Source organism: Daejeonella sp. (assembly GCF_030695525.1).
Taxonomy (GTDB): Bacteria; Bacteroidota; Bacteroidia; order Sphingobacteriales; family Sphingobacteriaceae; genus Daejeonella.
Genome location: NZ_JAUYSS010000047.1, coordinates 22,058 through 40,423, shown reverse-complemented (window position 1 = coordinate 40,423; position 18,366 = coordinate 22,058). Strand labels below are relative to the sequence as shown.

Here is an 18,366-nt window from a genome sequence, read left to right as displayed (position 1 = left end):
AGCAGCCTGGCTTTATTTATGCTTAGGTCAGGATGCTAAATAAGCCCGGCATAAGCCCGGCAAACCAATGTTTCAATAGGTTAATCATTTAAACTGACAATCAAACCATAACTGACAATCAAACTATAATTGTCAGCAAGAATCAAATCAAATACATCTAAAATACACTGAATTCAAACTTGCATATATGCAATAAAATTCTTATTTTTAATTAATATTCTGTTTACTGGTACAGGATACTCTAAACCCTAACGTCTCTCTCAATTTTTACCATTTGGTAGTTTATGACATTTTGCGTATTTCACTAGGGTTCTATCACATTATTTAATAATTTCCTGCCTTATGAGTTCGACTATCCCTCATCACATTATTGCCATTGGTGCATCTGCTGGCGGGATGGAAGAGATCAATTTATTCTTTGACCACACACCTTTAGACGGTGTAGCTTATGTTATCATCCAGCACTTGTCTCGCGATTTTAAAAGCCGGATGGTTGAATTATTATCAAGACATAGCAAGCTTGTAGTAAAAGAAGCCGAGCATGGCATGACTGTTATTCGAAATGAAGTCTATTTAATTCCGCATGATAAGTTCATGACCATCCAGAATGGTATTTTAGCAATGAGCGAAAAGGAAAATATAAAAGGTCCTCATTTAACAATCAATACTTTTTTTAATTCACTAGCTGCAGACTGTGGTAAAAAAGCCATAGGAGTTATTCTTTCAGGATTAGGAAGTGATGGGACTGATGGTATAAAATCCATTAAAAAAGCCGGAGGTATGGTCATTGCCCGCAGCCCCGCAAATTCTGAATTTAGCAGCATGCCTTCCAGTGCCATTTCAACCGGATTGGTAGATTTCATTCTGGATCCAGCCCTTATGCCTGCTGCAATAGAGGATTATGTAAAAAATACTGCTGATCAGTTAACAGATAGTCAAGAAGACGAGAAAAATTTAAATGCAATTATCGAGCTGATTAAAGAAACTTCCCCTCTTGATTTTACTGACTATAAACAAACAACCATACTCAGAAGGACCAAAAGAAGAGCAAGCTATGGCAATTTTACTAGCTTAGGTAGCTATCTCAAATTCCTAAAGGGATCACCCGAGGAAGTGGAATCGCTAACTAAAGAATTTCTGATCAGTGTGACTGCCTTCTTTAGGGACAGGGAAGCTTTTGACTTTATTCAGAAGATAGTACTTCCGGAAATCCTAAAAAATCTTCCTCCAGATGAAGAATTAAAGATTTGGGTCGCCGGTTGTGCAACCGGAGAAGAAGTTTATTCCATGGCTATTTTAGTTGAGGAACTTCTTACAGGTAAATATGAAGATACGGTAGTCAAAATATTTGCAACTGATATTGATAGCGCGGCCCTGCTTTATGCAGGAAAAGGAATATATAATGACAGTATCACTAAGGATGTATCTGCTGAAAGAATAGAGAAATATTTCAGTAAGGAGGGTGATAAATTCAGAATCATCCCGCGTATCCGAAAGAAGGTCATTTTTGCGCAGCATGATCTGGTTAAAAATCCTCCTTATTGCAATATGCATTTTATCAGTTGTCGCAACCTGCTCATCTACATGACTCCGATCCTGCAAAAGAAAATTTTAACCATGCTTCTTTTCGGACTTAAAAAGGATGGTTATTTATTTTTAGGTTCCAGTGAAAACCCAATTCCCATTATAAAAAATCTGGAGGTAGTTCATAAAAAATGGAAAATATATAAAAATCTGAAAGTGAAACGGGGAATTAATTTCGAGGCCTTTTCCCTGCCTGATCTATTGGATAACAAACGTACCAGCCCTTCCCCTTATGTAGCAGAAGATATTGAAAAGAGCACAAATTCAGCTATGTGTGAAGCGATGCATACCAATCTGGCAAATGATCGGGATTATCTGGCTATATGCATTGATGAAAACAATCAGGTGCAAAGTTCATATGGGGATACTTCAACTTATTTGCTTCAAAAACATTTTACATCAAACCTGCCTGTGCTTTTACCCAAACCTCTTGCAATCGCCTATAAAATATTGTTTACCAAGGCCTTAAAAGAGGATAAAAAAGCAGAAGTCAATGGTATCAGGATAAAAAAAGAACAGGAAGTAATTAATGTTAACCTTTCTGTTAGTCCACTAAAGCTTAATAATAAACAAAAATTCTTTCTGGTTGTTTTCAGCAAGGATCAAACGGCCGATACAAAAGTGAATCCTGTTTTTGATGAGAGCATTTATCTCGACCAATATACCAGAAGTCTGGAAGATGAGCTGAAGGAATTAAAGGACCAACTGCATACTTTATACGAAAGGCTGGATGCGTCAAATGAAAATATGCAATCCTTTAATGAGGAGTTGATTTCTGCCAATGAAGAAATGCAAAGCACCAATGAAGAGATGCAATCGGTGAATGAAGAATTACATACCATTAACTCAGATTATCAGTTAAAAAATAAAGAATTACTTGAAATTAACGATGACCTGAACAACTATTTCCGGAGTAATATTAATGGTCAGCTATTCGTTAACAATGATCTTGAGTTAATGAAATTTTCGCCCGGTACTGTAAAGCAAATTAACTTACTCGAGTCAGATATCGGCAGGCCGCTTAGTAATATTTCTACCAACATCAAGTTTGAAACTATTACCGACGATGTGAAGCAGGTTTTACAGAAAGGAACGATCCTTACGAAAGAAGTTGAAACCCTGAATGGCAAATGGTATCAAATTATGACTATGCCTTATTTTGAGCAAGCCAATAACAGAAACAATGGCGCAATCATTACTTTCAATGATATCACTGAACTCAAAAAAACACAAGCTGAAATTGATATAAAGAATAAAACCCTGATCAGAATTAACAGCGACCTGGATCATTTTATTCATGCTGCATCCCATGATCTTTTAGCACCCTTGTGTAATATTGAAAGCAGTATTGATATCATGAACAAAATACCCCTGTCGGATGCCAAACTGCATAATTTTTTGGATATCATCAATAATTCTGTGAAGAAATTCAGGGAATTAATTACTGATATAGCTACCATTGCTAAGATAGAAAATGACATGAACACGAGGGAGATAGTGGATCTTGCCGAGATTATCGAAAATGTAGAATGGAGTTTAGAAGATAAGATCAAAGCATCCGGCGCAATATTTAAAAAAAAACTCGGTGTCAGGAAAATACCATTTTCCAAAAAGAACCTGAGAAGTATCCTGTTTAACCTGATTTCAAATGCTATAAAATTCAGGCGTGAAGAAGCACCTTTAATTACAATTCTTACCAGGAAAGAAGCTGATAAGATCATTATATCTGTAAAAGATAATGGGCAGGGAATTCCTAAAGCTGGTATAGACAAAATTTTCAGTATGTATGGCCGATTAAAACAAGATATTGAAGGCCAGGGAATTGGTTTGTATCTCGCAAAAAAAATAATAAATGCTGCAGGAGGAGAAATTATTGTTGAAAGTGAGCCCGATGTCGGTTCTGAATTTTTGATACATATCAAAGCTGAAACTGAAAACCAGGAACCTAATATCAATAGCAGTATTGAAGTATTGCAATGAATAAATATTTATGAAGGAGAAGATTCTAATCGTGGATGACAACAAGGATACTCTGGAAATCATTTCCTTGATTTTAACCGACTCTGGATATGAAATAAAATGCCAAAACCATGGTAACCGGATATTTGAGGTAATAAATGAATTCCAACCTGACTTACTTTTAATGGATATTATGCTTGGGCTTACAGATGGCATGGCCATATGCCAGGAAATTAAAAAAAATATTCAGTACAATCATTTACCTGTCATCATTGTCTCCGGCACATACGATCTGGAACAATCCCTTGATCTACCGGGTGCCCCAAATGATTATCTGGCAAAACCTTTTGATATTGAAGCTTTACTCAATAAAGTTAAAAAGCATTTGAAAGCTAATTAACCCATAATTTATTCACAAACAGTAAATTTCTTATCTCTTTTTTATAGCTTTAATCATCAGATGATTAGAGAAATACTGTTTCCGGTAAAAAGGATTTGCTCATCGACCCCGAAGGCGGTCGGATGTTTATAGTGATGGAGATTCCCAATAATTCGACCCCGAAGGTGGTCGAATGTGTTCGAAATTTTCACATTAGGGATCAAGCCTGCATTTTTCAAAAAAAAAAACATATTACCTGAAAGCAAACAACAACAGCTATGTATAATTCCAGAAGAAAATTCCTTCAAAATACCATGCTACTTGGTGCCGGAATCAGCATGCCACAAATCCTGAGTGCTTCAGATTTTGGCCTCTTTACCCGAACAATTAAAGCCTCCGATCAGATCAATTTCGGGCTTATTGGCTGTAAAGGTATGGGCTGGTCGAACATGAATGCACATCTCAAAATTCCACGGGTGAATTGCATTGCACTTGCCGATGTAGATCAAAGTGTGCTTGACCAGCGTACAGAAGATGTATTTAAGTTACGTGGCAAGCGGCCCAAACAGTACAGGGATTATCGCAAATTACTGGAAGACCCCGGAATTGATGTGGTCATTATCGGCACTCCCGACCACTGGCATTGCCTCAACATGGTCGACGCTGTTTCGGCAGGCAAACATGTATATGTTGAAAAACCGATAGCCAATACCATTGAAGAATGTCAGATTATGGTGAAAGCGCAGCAGCGATATGGCAAAATTGTTCAGGTTGGACAATGGCAGCGTTCCGGATCTCAATATGCCGAGGCCATTGACTATGTTAAATCAGGTAAACTGGGACAGATCAGGCTGGTTAAATGCTGGGCCTATCAGGGTTGGATGAAACCGGTCCCTAAATTATCCAACGGTCCAGTGCCCGCAGGAGTTGACTATACCATGTGGTTAGGTCCGGCACCCAAACGCGACTTTAATCAGAACCGCTTTCACTTCAATTTCAGATGGTTTTGGGATTATGCCGGAGGATTAATGACCGACTGGGGTGTTCATGAAATCGATATTGCCTTATTTGCAATGGGTGTCAAAGCCCCGAAATCAGTCATGGCTTCGGGTGGAAAATTTGCTTATCCGGATGATGCTTCTGAAACACCCGATACCCTGCAAACAGTTTATGAGTATGATGGATTCAACATGCTCTGGGAACATGCCACGGGCATAGATGGTGGCAATTATGGTTCTACCGAAGGTATTGCTTTCATCGGAAACAATGCCACCCTGGTAGTAAACAGGGGCGGATGGAAAGTAATTCCGGAAACCGAAAATAAAGATGGCAAACGTGTTCCCAAAGTAGAAGAAGTAGCGCACCGCAAGCCTGAAAGGAATGCACATGAAGCGCATGCAATTAATTTTATAGACGCCATTACAACTAATGACACCACACGCTTAACATGTGGAATCGAAACCGGAAGTATAGCTGCAATCAATGCCCAAATGGGTAATATTGCCTATAAAACAGGCAAAAAGGTATATTGGAATGATTCAAAAAAGGAATTTACTGATGCTGATGCCAACCAATTGATGAAAGCAAACTATTATAATGGCTGGCAGGTTCCAAAGGTGTAATTGAACAATACATTAAATAGATTAACGTGAACTCGACATAATAATTAAAAACCACATAGAAACATAGCATTTTATGGCCGCCAACCTTCATTTCAGACACAGATAGCCTTGAAGCTACGCTTCAATCTATGTTTCCTTTAAAGCATAATATATTCAATCTATGTGGTTAGATATTGATCTTTAGATATTTATATATCGAACTCATATTAGTTTAACAAAGACATAAATAAATTACCTTAAAAATAAAATTAAATACAATGAAGAAACTAATTCTCTTAATGCTGTTAGGAACTATCTTATCCGCTTGTAATCAAGAAAATAAAACTGAGTCCAGTAAAATGGAGAGCAAATTAAAAGACACGCTCGACTCAACTCAAAAACTATCCGGCAGCCTTAACATTGACATCGTACAAACCTCTCCAAATCAGGCCAGAGTGCTCCTGGAAAATGAACACGTAAGAATGGTAGAATATTCCGTAAAGCCCGGAGAAAAGGATGTTTGGCATACACATCCTCCAAGATCCTCTTATGTTGTTTCGGGTGGAAAAGTCAAGGTTTATTCTGAAAATGGCGAACCAAAAATTTCGGAGGTTAAAACAGGAACTGCATCATGGGCTGGCCAGGGAGCAAAACATTATGTAGAGAATATTGGCAGCACGGATATAAAAATCATATTAACTGAAATTAAATATTAGGATTATAGGATGGTAGGATTATAGGATGATAGGATGATGGATTAATAAGTTTAAACATCTTCCGTCAGAATCGGTCTAAATACCTCTTTGGTAGTCATTTATATAATTACACAGTTAATTGAGCACTCTTTAATCCTCTAATCTTATAATCCTATAAATCCTAGCTCAGTTAGTAATTCTTGTAATAATATTATTCAAATTCATTATTACAAGCTACCTTATCTATATTTGTTAAAAACCCTTAAACATGAAAAAAATATTTGTTCTACTATTAATGACAGGTCTTTTCAGCGGATTCACTGCATGCGCACAAAGGCCAAGCCCACCGGCTAAAGTTTCAGAAACTACGAGTGCAGGTGTAAAAATCAGCATTGATTACAGTCAGCCAGGAGTAAAAGGCCGTACAATTGGTAAAGAAATAGCTCCCTATGGTAAAGTTTGGCGGACCGGTGCCAATGAGGCTACAGTTTTTGAAGTAAGCAAAGCTGTAAAAGTTGAAGGTAAATCACTTCCGGCAGGAAAATACAGTCTGTACACTATTCCGGGAGAAAACCAATGGACAGTTATGATTAACAAATCATGGAACCAGTCGGGTACAGAATACGATCAGGCAAAAGATGCACTGCGTTTTACTGTAAAACCTGTTAAATCCAAAAGTTTTACTGAGCGTATGACCTTTACGATTGCAAAATCAGGACTTGTTTCTTTGGCCTGGGGCGACCACCAGATCAATTTCAACGTAAAATAATTTAAAAGAATCCCCTTTTCCTGTGCAATGATTTTCAGACTCAGAAAAAGGGGATTCTTTTACCTTACCAGAGTAACATATCCGGATCGTGTATACGGCTGTGAATTTCGGATGCCTTCGAATATCCAGTAATAAACTCCTGTAGGAACCTGTACACTATCCTTTATTCCGGTCCAGTACTCTTCGATATCAGGAGTAGTAAATACCACATCCCCCCAGCGGTTAAAAATTCTGAAACTTTTAACTTTTATTTCTTTATTGAGTAATACAGTTAGTTCATCATTAACCCTATCTCCATTGGGTGAAAAAATATTGGGGATTGCCATTTCGGGGACGAATATCTCAACTGGAGCAGGTGTGACACTGACACAGCCCCCATTGCTGCTGGTTTTAATATAATAGATCCCGCTTTTAAAAATTCTTTCGGGATTACGAATTGGAATTGTAGTTTCACTATCCATCCAATAGCTGTAACTAAGGTCGGGCGCGGGTGTGTAAGCGGTCGTCAGGTCTACAGTCTCGGGATAATCTGCCTGCAATACCCGGTTTAAAGTAACCCTGGGCACCTGTACGATAGTCACCAGGGTGGGCCTGATCCTGATACATCCCGAAGAACTCATCCCTTTGACATAATACACTCCAGACACAGAAACTCTATTGGGATTAGGCAATGGTATACTTGCCTGGCTGTTCCTCCAATAAGTGTAAGTCAGGTCGGAACTATTACCAACCTTCAATGAAATATCAGTAAGGTCAACACTGATACATCTCGGAACAGGATCATGGATATTCATGTCCATTCCATTTATTACTGTGTATAGAGTCTGAGTACATCCCAGTCCGGGATATGGAACAAGCTCAATACCAATTTTTGTACCTACAGCAGGTACAGGCGAGATCACCAGATTATCGCTCTGACCAAGATCTTCCCTGGTATCTGCATTAAACCAACGGTAGCCAAAAAAGCCTGGAAGTGCTTTAAGAGTAATTGAATTGGTTTCCGGACAGGTTATATTACCCGTAACCGGGATGGAACAATTCTCATTAAAATCGATGTAAGCATAACCGAAATGTCCGCCCCGGGAGCAATCAAAGGTGGTAAACTCCAGTCGAATAGTTTTCCCAAGATAGCTCGACAAATTGACGAGTACCGATGCCCAATCTTTATACAGAACCCTCGAATCACGATCTGAAACTCTAAATCCGGGCAAGCCACCTTGTGATACAAATTCAAAGGATCCACAGTCAGTTGAACTATCCGACATGGGGTCAAAAACCCGGGCTGTAAATTTAGGCTGTTCGTCGGGGTCGTGGCCGGGGTTCTGAAATACCACCGCATAGCTGAATATAATTGAATAAGATTCTACATTCGATGGAACATTGATCGTATAACTAATCCTGTCTACTCCCCTTCCAGTCAGGTCATTTCCCAATTGCACCACATAATTACTGCCGTTTGGAGCGTCAAGAGAAAAATCTCCAAAAGCATCTTGCCCGGTACCTCTTCCTATGATAGTATGCTGCCCGGGAATCGGTCCGGAAAAGTTCATGAAGACTCTCGGAGGCCTGACAGCATCAGGAAATCGTTCGCCGGTTCCTGAAATTTCACCAATATAACATTGCCAGTTTTCAAAACTACCGTTCTCAAAACCGATGTTCCGCGGACATTCTGTAACTAACTGCGCATTCCCGCGACCTGCAGCAAAGCACATTAAGAAAAGCAACAGTAGCCTCCGAAACATAAAAATTATTAAAAAAACACAAACGAAATATTGCCGGTAATCACCGGAAATAAATAATAAATATTTAATTTAAGAATATTTCTTTTATCCTTTACTATCTAATTATCCGTATAATACATACTGATAAAAGAGGAATTTGGTTGTGCTCCGGAAACATTTTTTTTGCGGGAACAGAAACAGAAGAAAGATTAAGGATTGATCAGGTATTCAGATAGCCAAAGATGAGTGCAGCAGCTCTGCCTGATGCTCCTGGCTCGCCCATACGAATCGCAAGTTCATCATAGTTGATCAGCATTTCTGTTCGATATATCGGATCATAAAGGATCAGGTCGAGTTCATCACCGATTCTCTGGGGGGTACATTCTTCCTGAATCAGTTCCTTTACAATAGTCTGATCCATAACCAGATTGACCAGGGAAATGTATTTAATCTTAACCAGCATACGAGCGATTGCAATCGATAGCGGATTACCTTTATAAACAACCACCTGCGGGATTTTCAGGAGAGCCGTTTCCAGAGTTGCAGTACCCGAAGTAACGATAGCTGCCTTAGAATTAAGCAAGAGATTATAGGTTTCATTAAAAATGACTGCGATTTTTCTGCCCTCCAGATACCCAGAATAATCTGCTTCATCAAACGAAGGAGCACCGGCTATTACAAACTGATAATTTGGAAAGCGATCTGCAGTTCTGACCATTTGGGGCAAGACCCTTTCGAGTTCCTGCTTTCTGCTCCCCGGAAGAAGGGCAATAATGGGTCTGACGTCTAGATTGTTAGTAATCTTAAATAACTCGTCCGGAGGATTAGAGGCTATTGCATCCAAAATGGGGTTTCCGACATAATCGACATCCATTCCCCATTTTTTATAGAAGTCTACCTCAAATGGCAGGATACAGAACATGTGGTCGACAAATTTCTTAATCTTCAACACCCGCTTCTGATTCCATGCCCATACTTTGGGAGAGATGTAATAAAAAACTTTGATACCATTGTTCTTCGCAAATTCGGCAATCTTCATATTAAAGCCGGGAAAGTCGATCAAAATGACCACATCAGGCTGAAAACTGAGAATATCCTGCTTTGCGGTTTTAATGTTTTTGAAGATGGTATTCAAGTTGGCAATCACTTCAACGAAGCCCATAAATGCCATTTCTGAATAGTGCATGGCTAATCCGGGAGATACAGCCATCATCAGATCGCCGCCAAAATACCTGAATTCAGCTTCGGGATCTTCGAGTTTAAGGGCCTTCATCAGGTTGGATCCATGCAGATCTCCCGAGGCTTCACCGGCAATTAGGTAATATTTCATGAACGGGTATAAACTCAATAAACAAATTCTACAGAATATTTTATGATCAATGTCGCCAATTATGAAGATTCGGGGATAAATTATGAGTCGAGATCTTTTCTCTTATCGCATCGATCCCATCTCATACCTCAGACTTCAGACCTCAGATCTCAGACTTCATACCTCAGAGCTCATATCTCATTTCTCATATCTCATATCTCATATCTCATATCTAACCCCTCACACCCCCAAATCCCAGGTATTCAGAACCGGAATAGCATGATGTGCAGTCATATCGAATTGCACCGGAACAACAGAGACGAAGCCTTGATCAAGTGCCCATACATCGGTATCTTCACCATGATCATTATTTTGGAACACTCCGGTCAACCAGTAATAACTGCGTCTGTTTGGGTCGGTACGTTCATCAAACTCTTCAGCCCATTTAGCATTGGCCTGTCTGCATATTTTAATTCCTTTTATGGCCGAACCCCGGGGGAAATTAACGTTCAGTAAAGTCCCTAAACCCAATCCATGCTTCAAAACCTGATGGGTTATCTTCTCAACATATGTTTTACAATGGCTGAAGTCAGCATTATGGTCAAAATCGTCGAGTGAAAAGCCGATGGAAGGAATACTCTCAATTGCACCTTCAACGGCTGCCGACATGGTTCCGGAGTAGAGTACATTGATTGAGTTGTTCAATCCATGGTTAATTCCGGAAACACAGAGATCAGGTTTTTTACCTTTAAATACTTTATTGACCGCCAGTTTAACGCAATCAACAGGAGTTCCGGAGCATTTGTACATCTCAACACCTTCGTACAATTCAATTTTATCCAGACGCAATGGTTTGGCAATGGTAATGGCATGACCTGTACCTGATTGTGGACCATCAGGGGCAACAACCACAACATTTCCTATGCCTTGCATTACTTCGATCAAGGCCTTTATACCGGGAGCTGTAATTCCGTCGTCATTTACGACCAATATGGTGGGTTTAGTTTTTTTCATCGGAGCGAAATTACGAAATTTTCCTGTGCCTGGATGCTTGCCTGGTTACTTACAATACCAAAAAATTGGTTGGTGATAACACCAACCAAAGGCGAGGGGAATAAAAAAAGCCCCTGATTACTCAGGGGCTTGACTTTAAATTATAAGCTTTTCAGCCAGTCAATAAGGCCTTCACGTGTCTTGCCTGTTTTTTGCTGGAGCCTTCCGTAAAGCTCTTCATCTTTACCTTCTTCATATTTGAGATCATCATCAGTCATATCAGCATATGCTTGTTTGACTTTACCTTTCATCTCAGTCCATTTTCCTTTTAATTCTAACTTGTCCATAGGTTTGGGTTTATGTAATGAACATATTAAACAAAAATGGAGCCAAATTTCCTGTGGTTGGTGTTATCACCAACCACCTTATTTCCAACTACCTGGTATGGTGAGAACACCAACCAGAGGGGGAAACTTACAGATCAGCAGCACCGTTCTTGATTTCTTCCACAACAGAAGGATCAAGAAGGGTTGAAGTATCGCCCAGGTTTGCAGTTTCACCTTCAGCGATTTTTCTCAGGATTCTGCGCATAATCTTTCCGGATCTTGTTTTCGGCAGGCCTGAGACAAACTGAACTTTATCAGGTTTAGCTATCGCTCCGATGATACGGGCCACAGTTTGAAGTATATCCTTTCTGGTTAGTTCGTGATCGTGTGTAGAGGTTCCAAGGATGACATAGGCATAAATACCCTGGCCTTTGATATCATGAGGATAACCCACAACAGCACTTTCAATCACATCAGCGTGCATATTAATTGCGTTTTCAACTTCTGCAGTACCAATACGGTGACCGGATACATTGATTACATCATCCACACGGCCGGTAATACGATAGTATCCGTCCTCATCCCTCAAACAGCCGTCACCGGTAAAATACATATTCTTATACGTTGAGAAATAAGTCAGACGGCAACGTTCATGATCTCCATAGGTTGTGCGGATAATTCCGGGCCATGGGAACTTGATACATAAGTTTCCGCTCACATCATTACCTGTTAATTCTACACCCTGCTCATCAACAAGGCAAGGCTGAACTCCTGGTAAAGGCAGTGTAGCATATCCCGGCTTTGTTGGGGTGATGCCGGCGATTGGTGAGATCATAATTCCGCTGTTTTCGGTTTGCCACCAGGTATCCACAATCGGACATTTTCCCTTTCCGATTTTATCATTATACCAGTGCCATGCTTCCTCATTGATTGGTTCACCAACTGAACCAAGCTTAGTCAGCGAACTCAGATCCTTCCCTTTTAATGGTTCATCCCCGAAACTCATCAGTGAGCGGATCGCTGTTGGAGCTGTATAAAGAATATTAACTTTGTATTTATCTACTATTTCCCAGAAACGACCTGCATCTGGCCAGGTTGGTACACCTTCAAACATGAGGGTTGTTGCCCCTTGTGATAATGGTCCGTACACGATATAAGAGTGACCGGTAATCCAGCCTATATCTGCCGTACAGAAATGAACTTCGTCCGGCTGATACTGGAATACGGTTCTGAATGTGTATCCGGTATAAACCATATAACCACCGCAGGTATGTACAACACCCTTTGGTTTGCCGGTTGAACCGGAGGTATATAATATGAATAATGGATCTTCAGCGTCCATTGGCTCGGCCGGACAATCCGGATTACCCTGTGTTTCTACTTTTTTAATTTCATCTTCCCACCATACATCACGTCCTTTAATCATAGATACCGGAGTACGGGTACGGGTTAAAACTATTATTCTCTGAACTGATGTACACTGTACAATAGCATCATCAATGATGTTTTTAAGTGGAATATCCTTATTACCTCTGAAACCACCATCAGCAGTGATGACCAGATTACACTGGGCATCATTGATACGATCTGCGATCGACTGAGCAGAAAAACCTCCGAATACTACTGAATGAATTGCACCAATCCGTGCACATGCCATTATCGCAATTGCAAGTTCAGGAACCATCGGCATATAGATGCATATCCGGTCACCTTTCTTAGCGCCATTGTTTTTCAGCGCATTGGCAAACTGAACTACTTTAAAATGCAGTTCTCTATAAGTAAATGATCTGTAATGCTCTTCAGGATCATTGGGTTCCCAAAGCATTGCAATTTTATCTGCACTATTCTCAAGATGACGATCAAGGCAATTCTCCGTTATATTTAACTTCGCACCACTAAACCATTTCACATTGGGTTCTGTGAAGTTCCAATCCAGAACTCTGTCCCATTTTTTCTGCCAGTAAAAGGTATCAGCCACCTCAGCCCAGAAATTCTCTGGTTCTGCGACACTGTAGTCATAAACGCGCTTGTAATCGTCAAAGGAATTAATACGAAGATTCATTTTTTTATTGTTGTTCAGTAAATTAAATATCAGAGTACAATTATATCATATTCAGACCTGTTAGCCTAATATAGATGCAAAAAAATTACATAAATACATGAAGCAAGGCTACTTTTAAAAGGAATGACTAAATTTATTGATAAAGTATTGCGTATCTGATTTTTTCTCCCGATATTTGCAAACTCTTTAAAGATTTGAATTTAACTAATAGATACACTTAATAGTCATGTCGAGAATTTGTGATTTAACAGGAAAAATGGCGATGAACGGTTTCAACGTTTCTAACTCAAACGTAAAAACCAAACGTAAATTTTATCCTAACCTGCATGTAAAGAAGTTTTACATCCCAGAAGAAGACAGATGGATTACCTTGAAGGTTTCAACTTCAGCGATCAAAACCATCAGTAAAAATGGCATCACTGCTGTTATTAACAAATTCATTAAAAAAGGATACATATAAGAAGTTATAAGTATTAAGTTATAAGTTTTATTAGCATATCGCACAAAACTTAGAACTTAAAACTTAGAACTTAAAACTTAAAACTTAATACAATGGCTAAGAAAGGCAACAGAGTTCAGGTTATTTTAGAATGTACCGAGCATAAGGAAACAGGCATGGCTGGAATGTCCCGTTACGTTACCACCAAGAATAAGAAGAACACTACAGAGCGTTTGGAATTGAAGAAATTCAATCCTGTTCTAAGAAAAGTAACTGTTCATAAAGAAATTAAATAACATACAGAAATGGCAAAGAAAGTAGTTGCAACCCTGAAAACAGGTGCTGGTAAAGAATATTCAAAAGTAATCACAATGAATAAGTCACCAAAAACCGGTGCTTACTCCTTCAAAGAAATTATCGTTCATAACGATCATGTGAAAGACGCTATTGCAGGAATTAATACTGTTAAGTAATTTTCATATAGTATTTATAGAAGCCGCCCGCGAATAATCGTCGGGTGGCTTTTTTCATTATATAATTGTTATCCGCCCCGGCAGATTTCTTAAATTTGGCAACATGGGATTATTTGATTTTTTCAAGAAGAAAGAAAGCAACATAGAGGAACAGGTAGAACTGGACAAGAGCCTGGAGAAGACTAAGGAAGGGCTCTTCTCAAAGATCACCAAGGCTGTAGTCGGAAAATCAACTGTTGATGATGATGTGCTCGACGAACTTGAAGAAATTCTGGTCAATTCGGATGTGGGTGTTCAAACAACCTTAAAGATTATTGAGCGCATCCAGGCCCGTGTGGCCCGCGATAAATACATCAATACTTCAGAACTGAACGAACTTTTGCGTTCTGAAATCCAAAGCCTTTTATCAGAAAACAACAGTAACGATTTCAGAAATTTCGAATATGGTGATCATAAACCTTATGTCATCATGGTTGTTGGGGTAAATGGTGTTGGCAAGACAACCACTATCGGGAAGCTGGCACATAAATTAAAATTAGCCGGGAACCAGGTGGTTTTGGGTGCAGCAGATACATTCAGAGCTGCAGCAGTTGACCAGTTGAAACTCTGGGCAGAACGGGTAAATGTACGGATTGTGGCTCAGCCAATGGGTTCAGATCCCGCATCTGTTGCGTTTGACACGCTGCAATCAGCTGTTGCCAATGGCGACGATGTGGCTATTATTGATACCGCCGGCCGCCTGCATAATAAAGTGGCTCTGATGAACGAGCTAACCAAAATCAAACAGGTGATGCAGAAAATTGTTCCGGGAGCGCCACATGAGATTCTTCTTGTACTCGACGCCTCAACCGGGCAAAATGCAATTGAACAATGCAAACAGTTCACGCAGGCAACTGAGGTAAACGCATTAGCACTTACCAAATTAGACGGCACTGCAAAAGGCGGAGTCGTGATCGGGATATCTGATCAGTTTAAAATTCCGGTGAAATACATCGGTGTGGGTGAAGGGATAGATCATCTGCAATTATTTAATAAGAAAGAGTTTGTCGACTCACTTTTTAAATAATCAGAGAAGCAAATAATGAAGACTAAAATCAGCACAAAACCAGCCCCTGTAAAACCAAGGGTCAATGTTATAACACTAGGTTGTTCGAAAAATATTCATGATTCTGAAGTCTTGATGGGCCAGCTAAGAGGCAATCAGATGGATGTTGTTCACGAATCAGAAACGCTTCAACAGGATGACATCATCGTGATCAATACCTGCGGCTTTATTGATAATGCGAAACAAGAATCAATAGATACTATCCTGCAATACAGCGAATTAAAAGAGCAGGGAAAAATTTCTAAACTTATCGTAACCGGATGCCTTTCTGAGCGATACAAACCGGAGCTTGAAGCCGAAATCAAAAATGTAGACTCCTATTTCGGAACCAACGATCTTCAAAAACTCCTGAGTTCAGTAGGTGCCGATTACAAGCATGAGCTTTTGGGAGAACGACTGCTGACAACCCCATCACATTTTGCCTATTTTAAAATAGCCGAAGGATGCAACAGGCCCTGCTCCTTTTGTGCAATTCCGCTAATGAGAGGGAAACATGTTTCCAAACCGATTGAGGATTTAGTAAAGGAGGCCAAATTCCTCGCAAAAAATGGCACCAAAGAACTGATCTTAATTGCTCAGGACCTGACTTATTACGGTCTTGACCTCTATAGCAAACGAAATCTTGCTGATCTGCTCCGCAACCTGTCGGATGTAGATGGAATTGAGTGGATCAGACTTCAATATGCCTATCCTTCAGGTTTCCCGATGGATATCCTGGAGGTGATGAAGGAGCGTTCCAATATCTGTAATTACCTGGATATGCCACTGCAGCACATCAGTGATTCGATGCTGAGTTCAATGCGTCGCGGAATTACAAGGCAAAAAACCATAGATCTTGTGAATTCCATTCGTGATAAAGTGCCTGATATCGCGCTTCGTACAACCCTGATCTGTGGGTATCCTGGCGAAACGGAAAAAGACTTTGAAGAAATGAAAGAATGGGTTACTGAAACCCGCTTCGACCGCTTAGGTTGTTTCACCTATTCGCATGAAGAAAAAACTCATGCCCATGAACTTATTGATGATGTTCCGGAAGAGGTAAAACAGGAACGGGTGGAAACGATCATGGGTATTCAGCAGGAAATTTCATTCGATATCAATCAGGATAAAGTTGGTCAAACCTATAAGGTGCTGATCGATAAAAAAGAGGGCAATTATTTAACAGGAAGAACCGAATATGATTCGCCTGAAGTAGATAATGAGGTTTTAATTGATACCAGAATTAGCTATGCCACTCCGGGAAGCTTTGTTCAGGTAAAGATCGACCGTGCCGAAGATTTCGATCTGTATGGTCAGATTGTCAAAATTTAGATCAGCAAAGAGGAATTCATTAATTTCCCCTAATTTCGTTTTCGATGAAGGCAACTTATATTGAATACAGTGAAACCAGGAGCTTTTCGGAAGCACTGATCCGCTATCTGAATAATGAAACGGAATTGAGTTCCTTCCAATCATATAGTCCGAACCTTCAGGGATTCGCTGAATTATTGGCCTCAAAAAAAAATAATCCAAACAGGGAAATTCTTGTTGAAGTTTTAAAGGAACAATACGCTAAATTATCACAACCCTGTAATGAGCAGGTAAGCACAAACATTAGTCTGCTGCTCCAAAAAAACACCTACACTGTTTGTACAGGCCACCAGTTAAATATTTTTACAGGTCCCTTATATTTCATTTTTAAGATCGTAACTGCCATCAATCTGGCAAAGGAACTAAAATCTCAATTTCCGGATAAAAACTTTGTACCTGTATACTGGATGGCTACAGAAGATCATGATTTTGCCGAGATCAATCATACCTATATCTCAGGAAAGAAGATCAGCTGGGACTTGGAAGCCACGGGTGCCACCGGCAGATTAGCTACAAATGGGATAGAAAAAACAGTCCAGGAATATCTCGCTATTCTGGGTATTTCAGATAATGCTGATGCATTGGGTAACCTAATCAGGACTGCCTATACAGGCAATAAAAATCTGGCCGATGCGAGCAGGCATTTGGTCAACACCCTCTTTGAAGAGTACGGCCTGATTATTTTGGATGCAGATGACAGAAGGTTAAAAATGAAATTTTCAGGTATAATTGCTGAAGACATTACCGGACAACACAGCTTCAGAACCATCACAGACACCAATAAAAAACTCGCAGAAAAGGGTATTGAAGCCCAGGTGAATCCAAGAGAGATTAATTTCTTCTACCTGCTGGATGGTTTAAGGGAACGTATTGTCTTCGAAAATGAGCTTTACCGCGTATTAAATACAGAGATCAGTTTTAGTAAAGAAGAGCTGTTAAAAGTAATTAAGGATTATCCTGAACGCTTTAGTCCGAATGTGGTAATGCGCCCGCTTTATGAAGAAGTAATCCTTCCTAACCTGGCCTATATCGGTGGAGGAGCAGAGATTATTTACTGGCTGCAACTGAAACAAAATTTTGATTATTACGGCGTTGATTTTCCGGTTCTTCTTCTGCGGAATTCTGCGATATTCGCTTCCCTGAACCTTGAAACGAAGCTACACCGCCTGGACCTTAACATAAAGGACATTTTTAAAAATACTGAAGAGCTTAAAAAGGAATGGGTATTCAACCATACTGAGCATAGCCTTAGTTTACATGATGAATGGCAGGAACTCAGTTCCATTTTTGAAAAAATAAAATTGCGGACCTATAAGATTGATCCGAGTCTTGGGCCAAGTTCTGAGGCTGTTAAGGCCAGGTTACAAAAGGCAGTTAAAAATCTGGAAGCAAAACTAATTAAAGCTGAGAAAAGGAATTTTGTGGATGCCCTTTCCCAGATCGATATGATCAAATCCAAACTTTTTCCAAATGCTGGCCTGCAGGAGCGGTCTGAAAATTTCGGTTTGTACTATGTGAAGTATGGTAAGGCTTTTATAAAAACCCTTGTTGAGAACTTCAAACCTCTTGACCTGAAATTCACGATATTAGAAGAGTAGATT

Annotated in this window: 16 protein-coding genes; 11 read left to right on the top strand and 5 right to left on the bottom strand. The window is 39.8% G+C overall.

All coding sequences use genetic code 11. The features are described 5' to 3' along the window. Nucleotides 1-342: 342 nt before the first annotated feature. The 5 genes from Q8S11_RS10350 to Q8S11_RS10330 all read left to right on the top strand — a co-directional run bounded on the left by Q8S11_RS10350 (nt 343) and on the right by Q8S11_RS10330 (nt 6,987). A complete protein-coding gene (locus tag Q8S11_RS10350) occupies nt 343-3,564 on the top strand; it encodes a chemotaxis protein CheB (RefSeq protein ID WP_305662023.1) in 3,222 nt (1,073 codons plus the stop codon). A 10-nt stretch (nt 3,565-3,574) separates the two neighbouring features. After that, nucleotides 3,575-3,943: a PleD family two-component system response regulator gene (locus tag Q8S11_RS10345; protein ID WP_305662022.1), complete on the top strand. Its 369-nt coding sequence runs from the start codon at nt 3,575-3,577 to the stop codon at nt 3,941-3,943. A gap of 257 nt (nt 3,944-4,200) precedes the next feature. Next, a complete protein-coding gene (locus Q8S11_RS10340) occupies nt 4,201-5,544 on the top strand; it encodes a Gfo/Idh/MocA family protein (RefSeq protein WP_305662021.1) in 1,344 nt (447 codons plus the stop codon). Nucleotides 5,545-5,801: 257 nt separating this feature from the next. Continuing rightward, nucleotides 5,802-6,239 (top strand): hypothetical protein, encoded by a 438-nt coding sequence (locus Q8S11_RS10335; RefSeq protein ID WP_305662020.1) that lies wholly within the window; start codon nt 5,802-5,804, stop codon nt 6,237-6,239. Nucleotides 6,240-6,486: 247 nt separating this feature from the next. Then, nucleotides 6,487-6,987 (top strand): DUF2911 domain-containing protein, encoded by a 501-nt coding sequence (locus tag Q8S11_RS10330; protein WP_305662019.1) that lies wholly within the window; start codon nt 6,487-6,489, stop codon nt 6,985-6,987. 59 nt (nt 6,988-7,046) lie between these two features. Here Q8S11_RS10330 and Q8S11_RS10325 read toward each other — a convergent pair whose 3' ends face one another. The 5 genes from Q8S11_RS10325 to acs form a co-directional block, all read right to left on the bottom strand. Beyond that, the gene (locus Q8S11_RS10325) at nt 7,047-8,729 is read right to left on the bottom strand and encodes a gliding motility-associated C-terminal domain-containing protein (protein WP_305662018.1); all 1,683 of its coding nucleotides are present in this window, start codon (nt 8,727-8,729) and stop codon (nt 7,047-7,049) included. A gap of 199 nt (nt 8,730-8,928) precedes the next feature. Next, a complete protein-coding gene (lpxB, locus tag Q8S11_RS10320) occupies nt 8,929-10,038 on the bottom strand; it encodes a lipid-A-disaccharide synthase (RefSeq protein ID WP_305662017.1) in 1,110 nt (369 codons plus the stop codon). A 219-nt stretch (nt 10,039-10,257) separates the two neighbouring features. Further along, a complete protein-coding gene (surE, locus tag Q8S11_RS10315; RefSeq protein ID WP_305662016.1) occupies nt 10,258-11,031 on the bottom strand; it encodes a 5'/3'-nucleotidase SurE in 774 nt (257 codons plus the stop codon). Between the two features lie 140 nt (nt 11,032-11,171). After that, a complete protein-coding gene (locus Q8S11_RS10310; protein ID WP_305662015.1) occupies nt 11,172-11,357 on the bottom strand; it encodes a CsbD family protein in 186 nt (61 codons plus the stop codon). A gap of 127 nt (nt 11,358-11,484) precedes the next feature. After that, nucleotides 11,485-13,398, bottom strand: a complete 1,914-nt coding sequence (acs, locus tag Q8S11_RS10305) for an acetate--CoA ligase (RefSeq protein ID WP_305662014.1) — start codon at nt 13,396-13,398, stop codon at nt 11,485-11,487. 226 nt (nt 13,399-13,624) lie between these two features. Between acs and rpmB the strand changes: the two genes are divergently transcribed. The 6 genes from rpmB to bshC all read left to right on the top strand — a co-directional run bounded on the left by rpmB (nt 13,625) and on the right by bshC (nt 18,363). Continuing rightward, nucleotides 13,625-13,858, top strand: coding sequence for a 50S ribosomal protein L28 (rpmB, locus tag Q8S11_RS10300; RefSeq protein WP_305662013.1), 234 nt, complete (start codon nt 13,625-13,627; stop codon nt 13,856-13,858). A 92-nt stretch (nt 13,859-13,950) separates the two neighbouring features. Further along, a complete protein-coding gene (rpmG, locus tag Q8S11_RS10295) occupies nt 13,951-14,133 on the top strand; it encodes a 50S ribosomal protein L33 (protein WP_026896817.1) in 183 nt (60 codons plus the stop codon). Nucleotides 14,134-14,142: 9 nt separating this feature from the next. Beyond that, entirely contained in the window at nt 14,143-14,310 is a 168-nt protein-coding gene (locus Q8S11_RS10290) for a DUF4295 domain-containing protein (RefSeq protein ID WP_305662012.1), read from the top strand. A 103-nt stretch (nt 14,311-14,413) separates the two neighbouring features. Further along, complete coding sequence (gene ftsY / locus Q8S11_RS10285) at nt 14,414-15,376, top strand: signal recognition particle-docking protein FtsY (RefSeq protein WP_305662011.1); 963 nt, start codon at nt 14,414-14,416, stop codon at nt 15,374-15,376. Between the two features lie 15 nt (nt 15,377-15,391). Then, nucleotides 15,392-16,726 carry a 30S ribosomal protein S12 methylthiotransferase RimO gene (gene rimO, locus Q8S11_RS10280; protein ID WP_305662010.1) on the top strand — a complete coding sequence of 445 codons (1,335 nt, stop codon included), beginning with the start codon at nt 15,392-15,394 and terminating at the stop codon, nt 16,724-16,726. A gap of 44 nt (nt 16,727-16,770) precedes the next feature. Beyond that, nucleotides 16,771-18,363: a bacillithiol biosynthesis cysteine-adding enzyme BshC gene (gene bshC / locus Q8S11_RS10275; protein ID WP_305662009.1), complete on the top strand. Its 1,593-nt coding sequence runs from the start codon at nt 16,771-16,773 to the stop codon at nt 18,361-18,363. Nucleotides 18,364-18,366 lie beyond the last annotated feature (3 nt).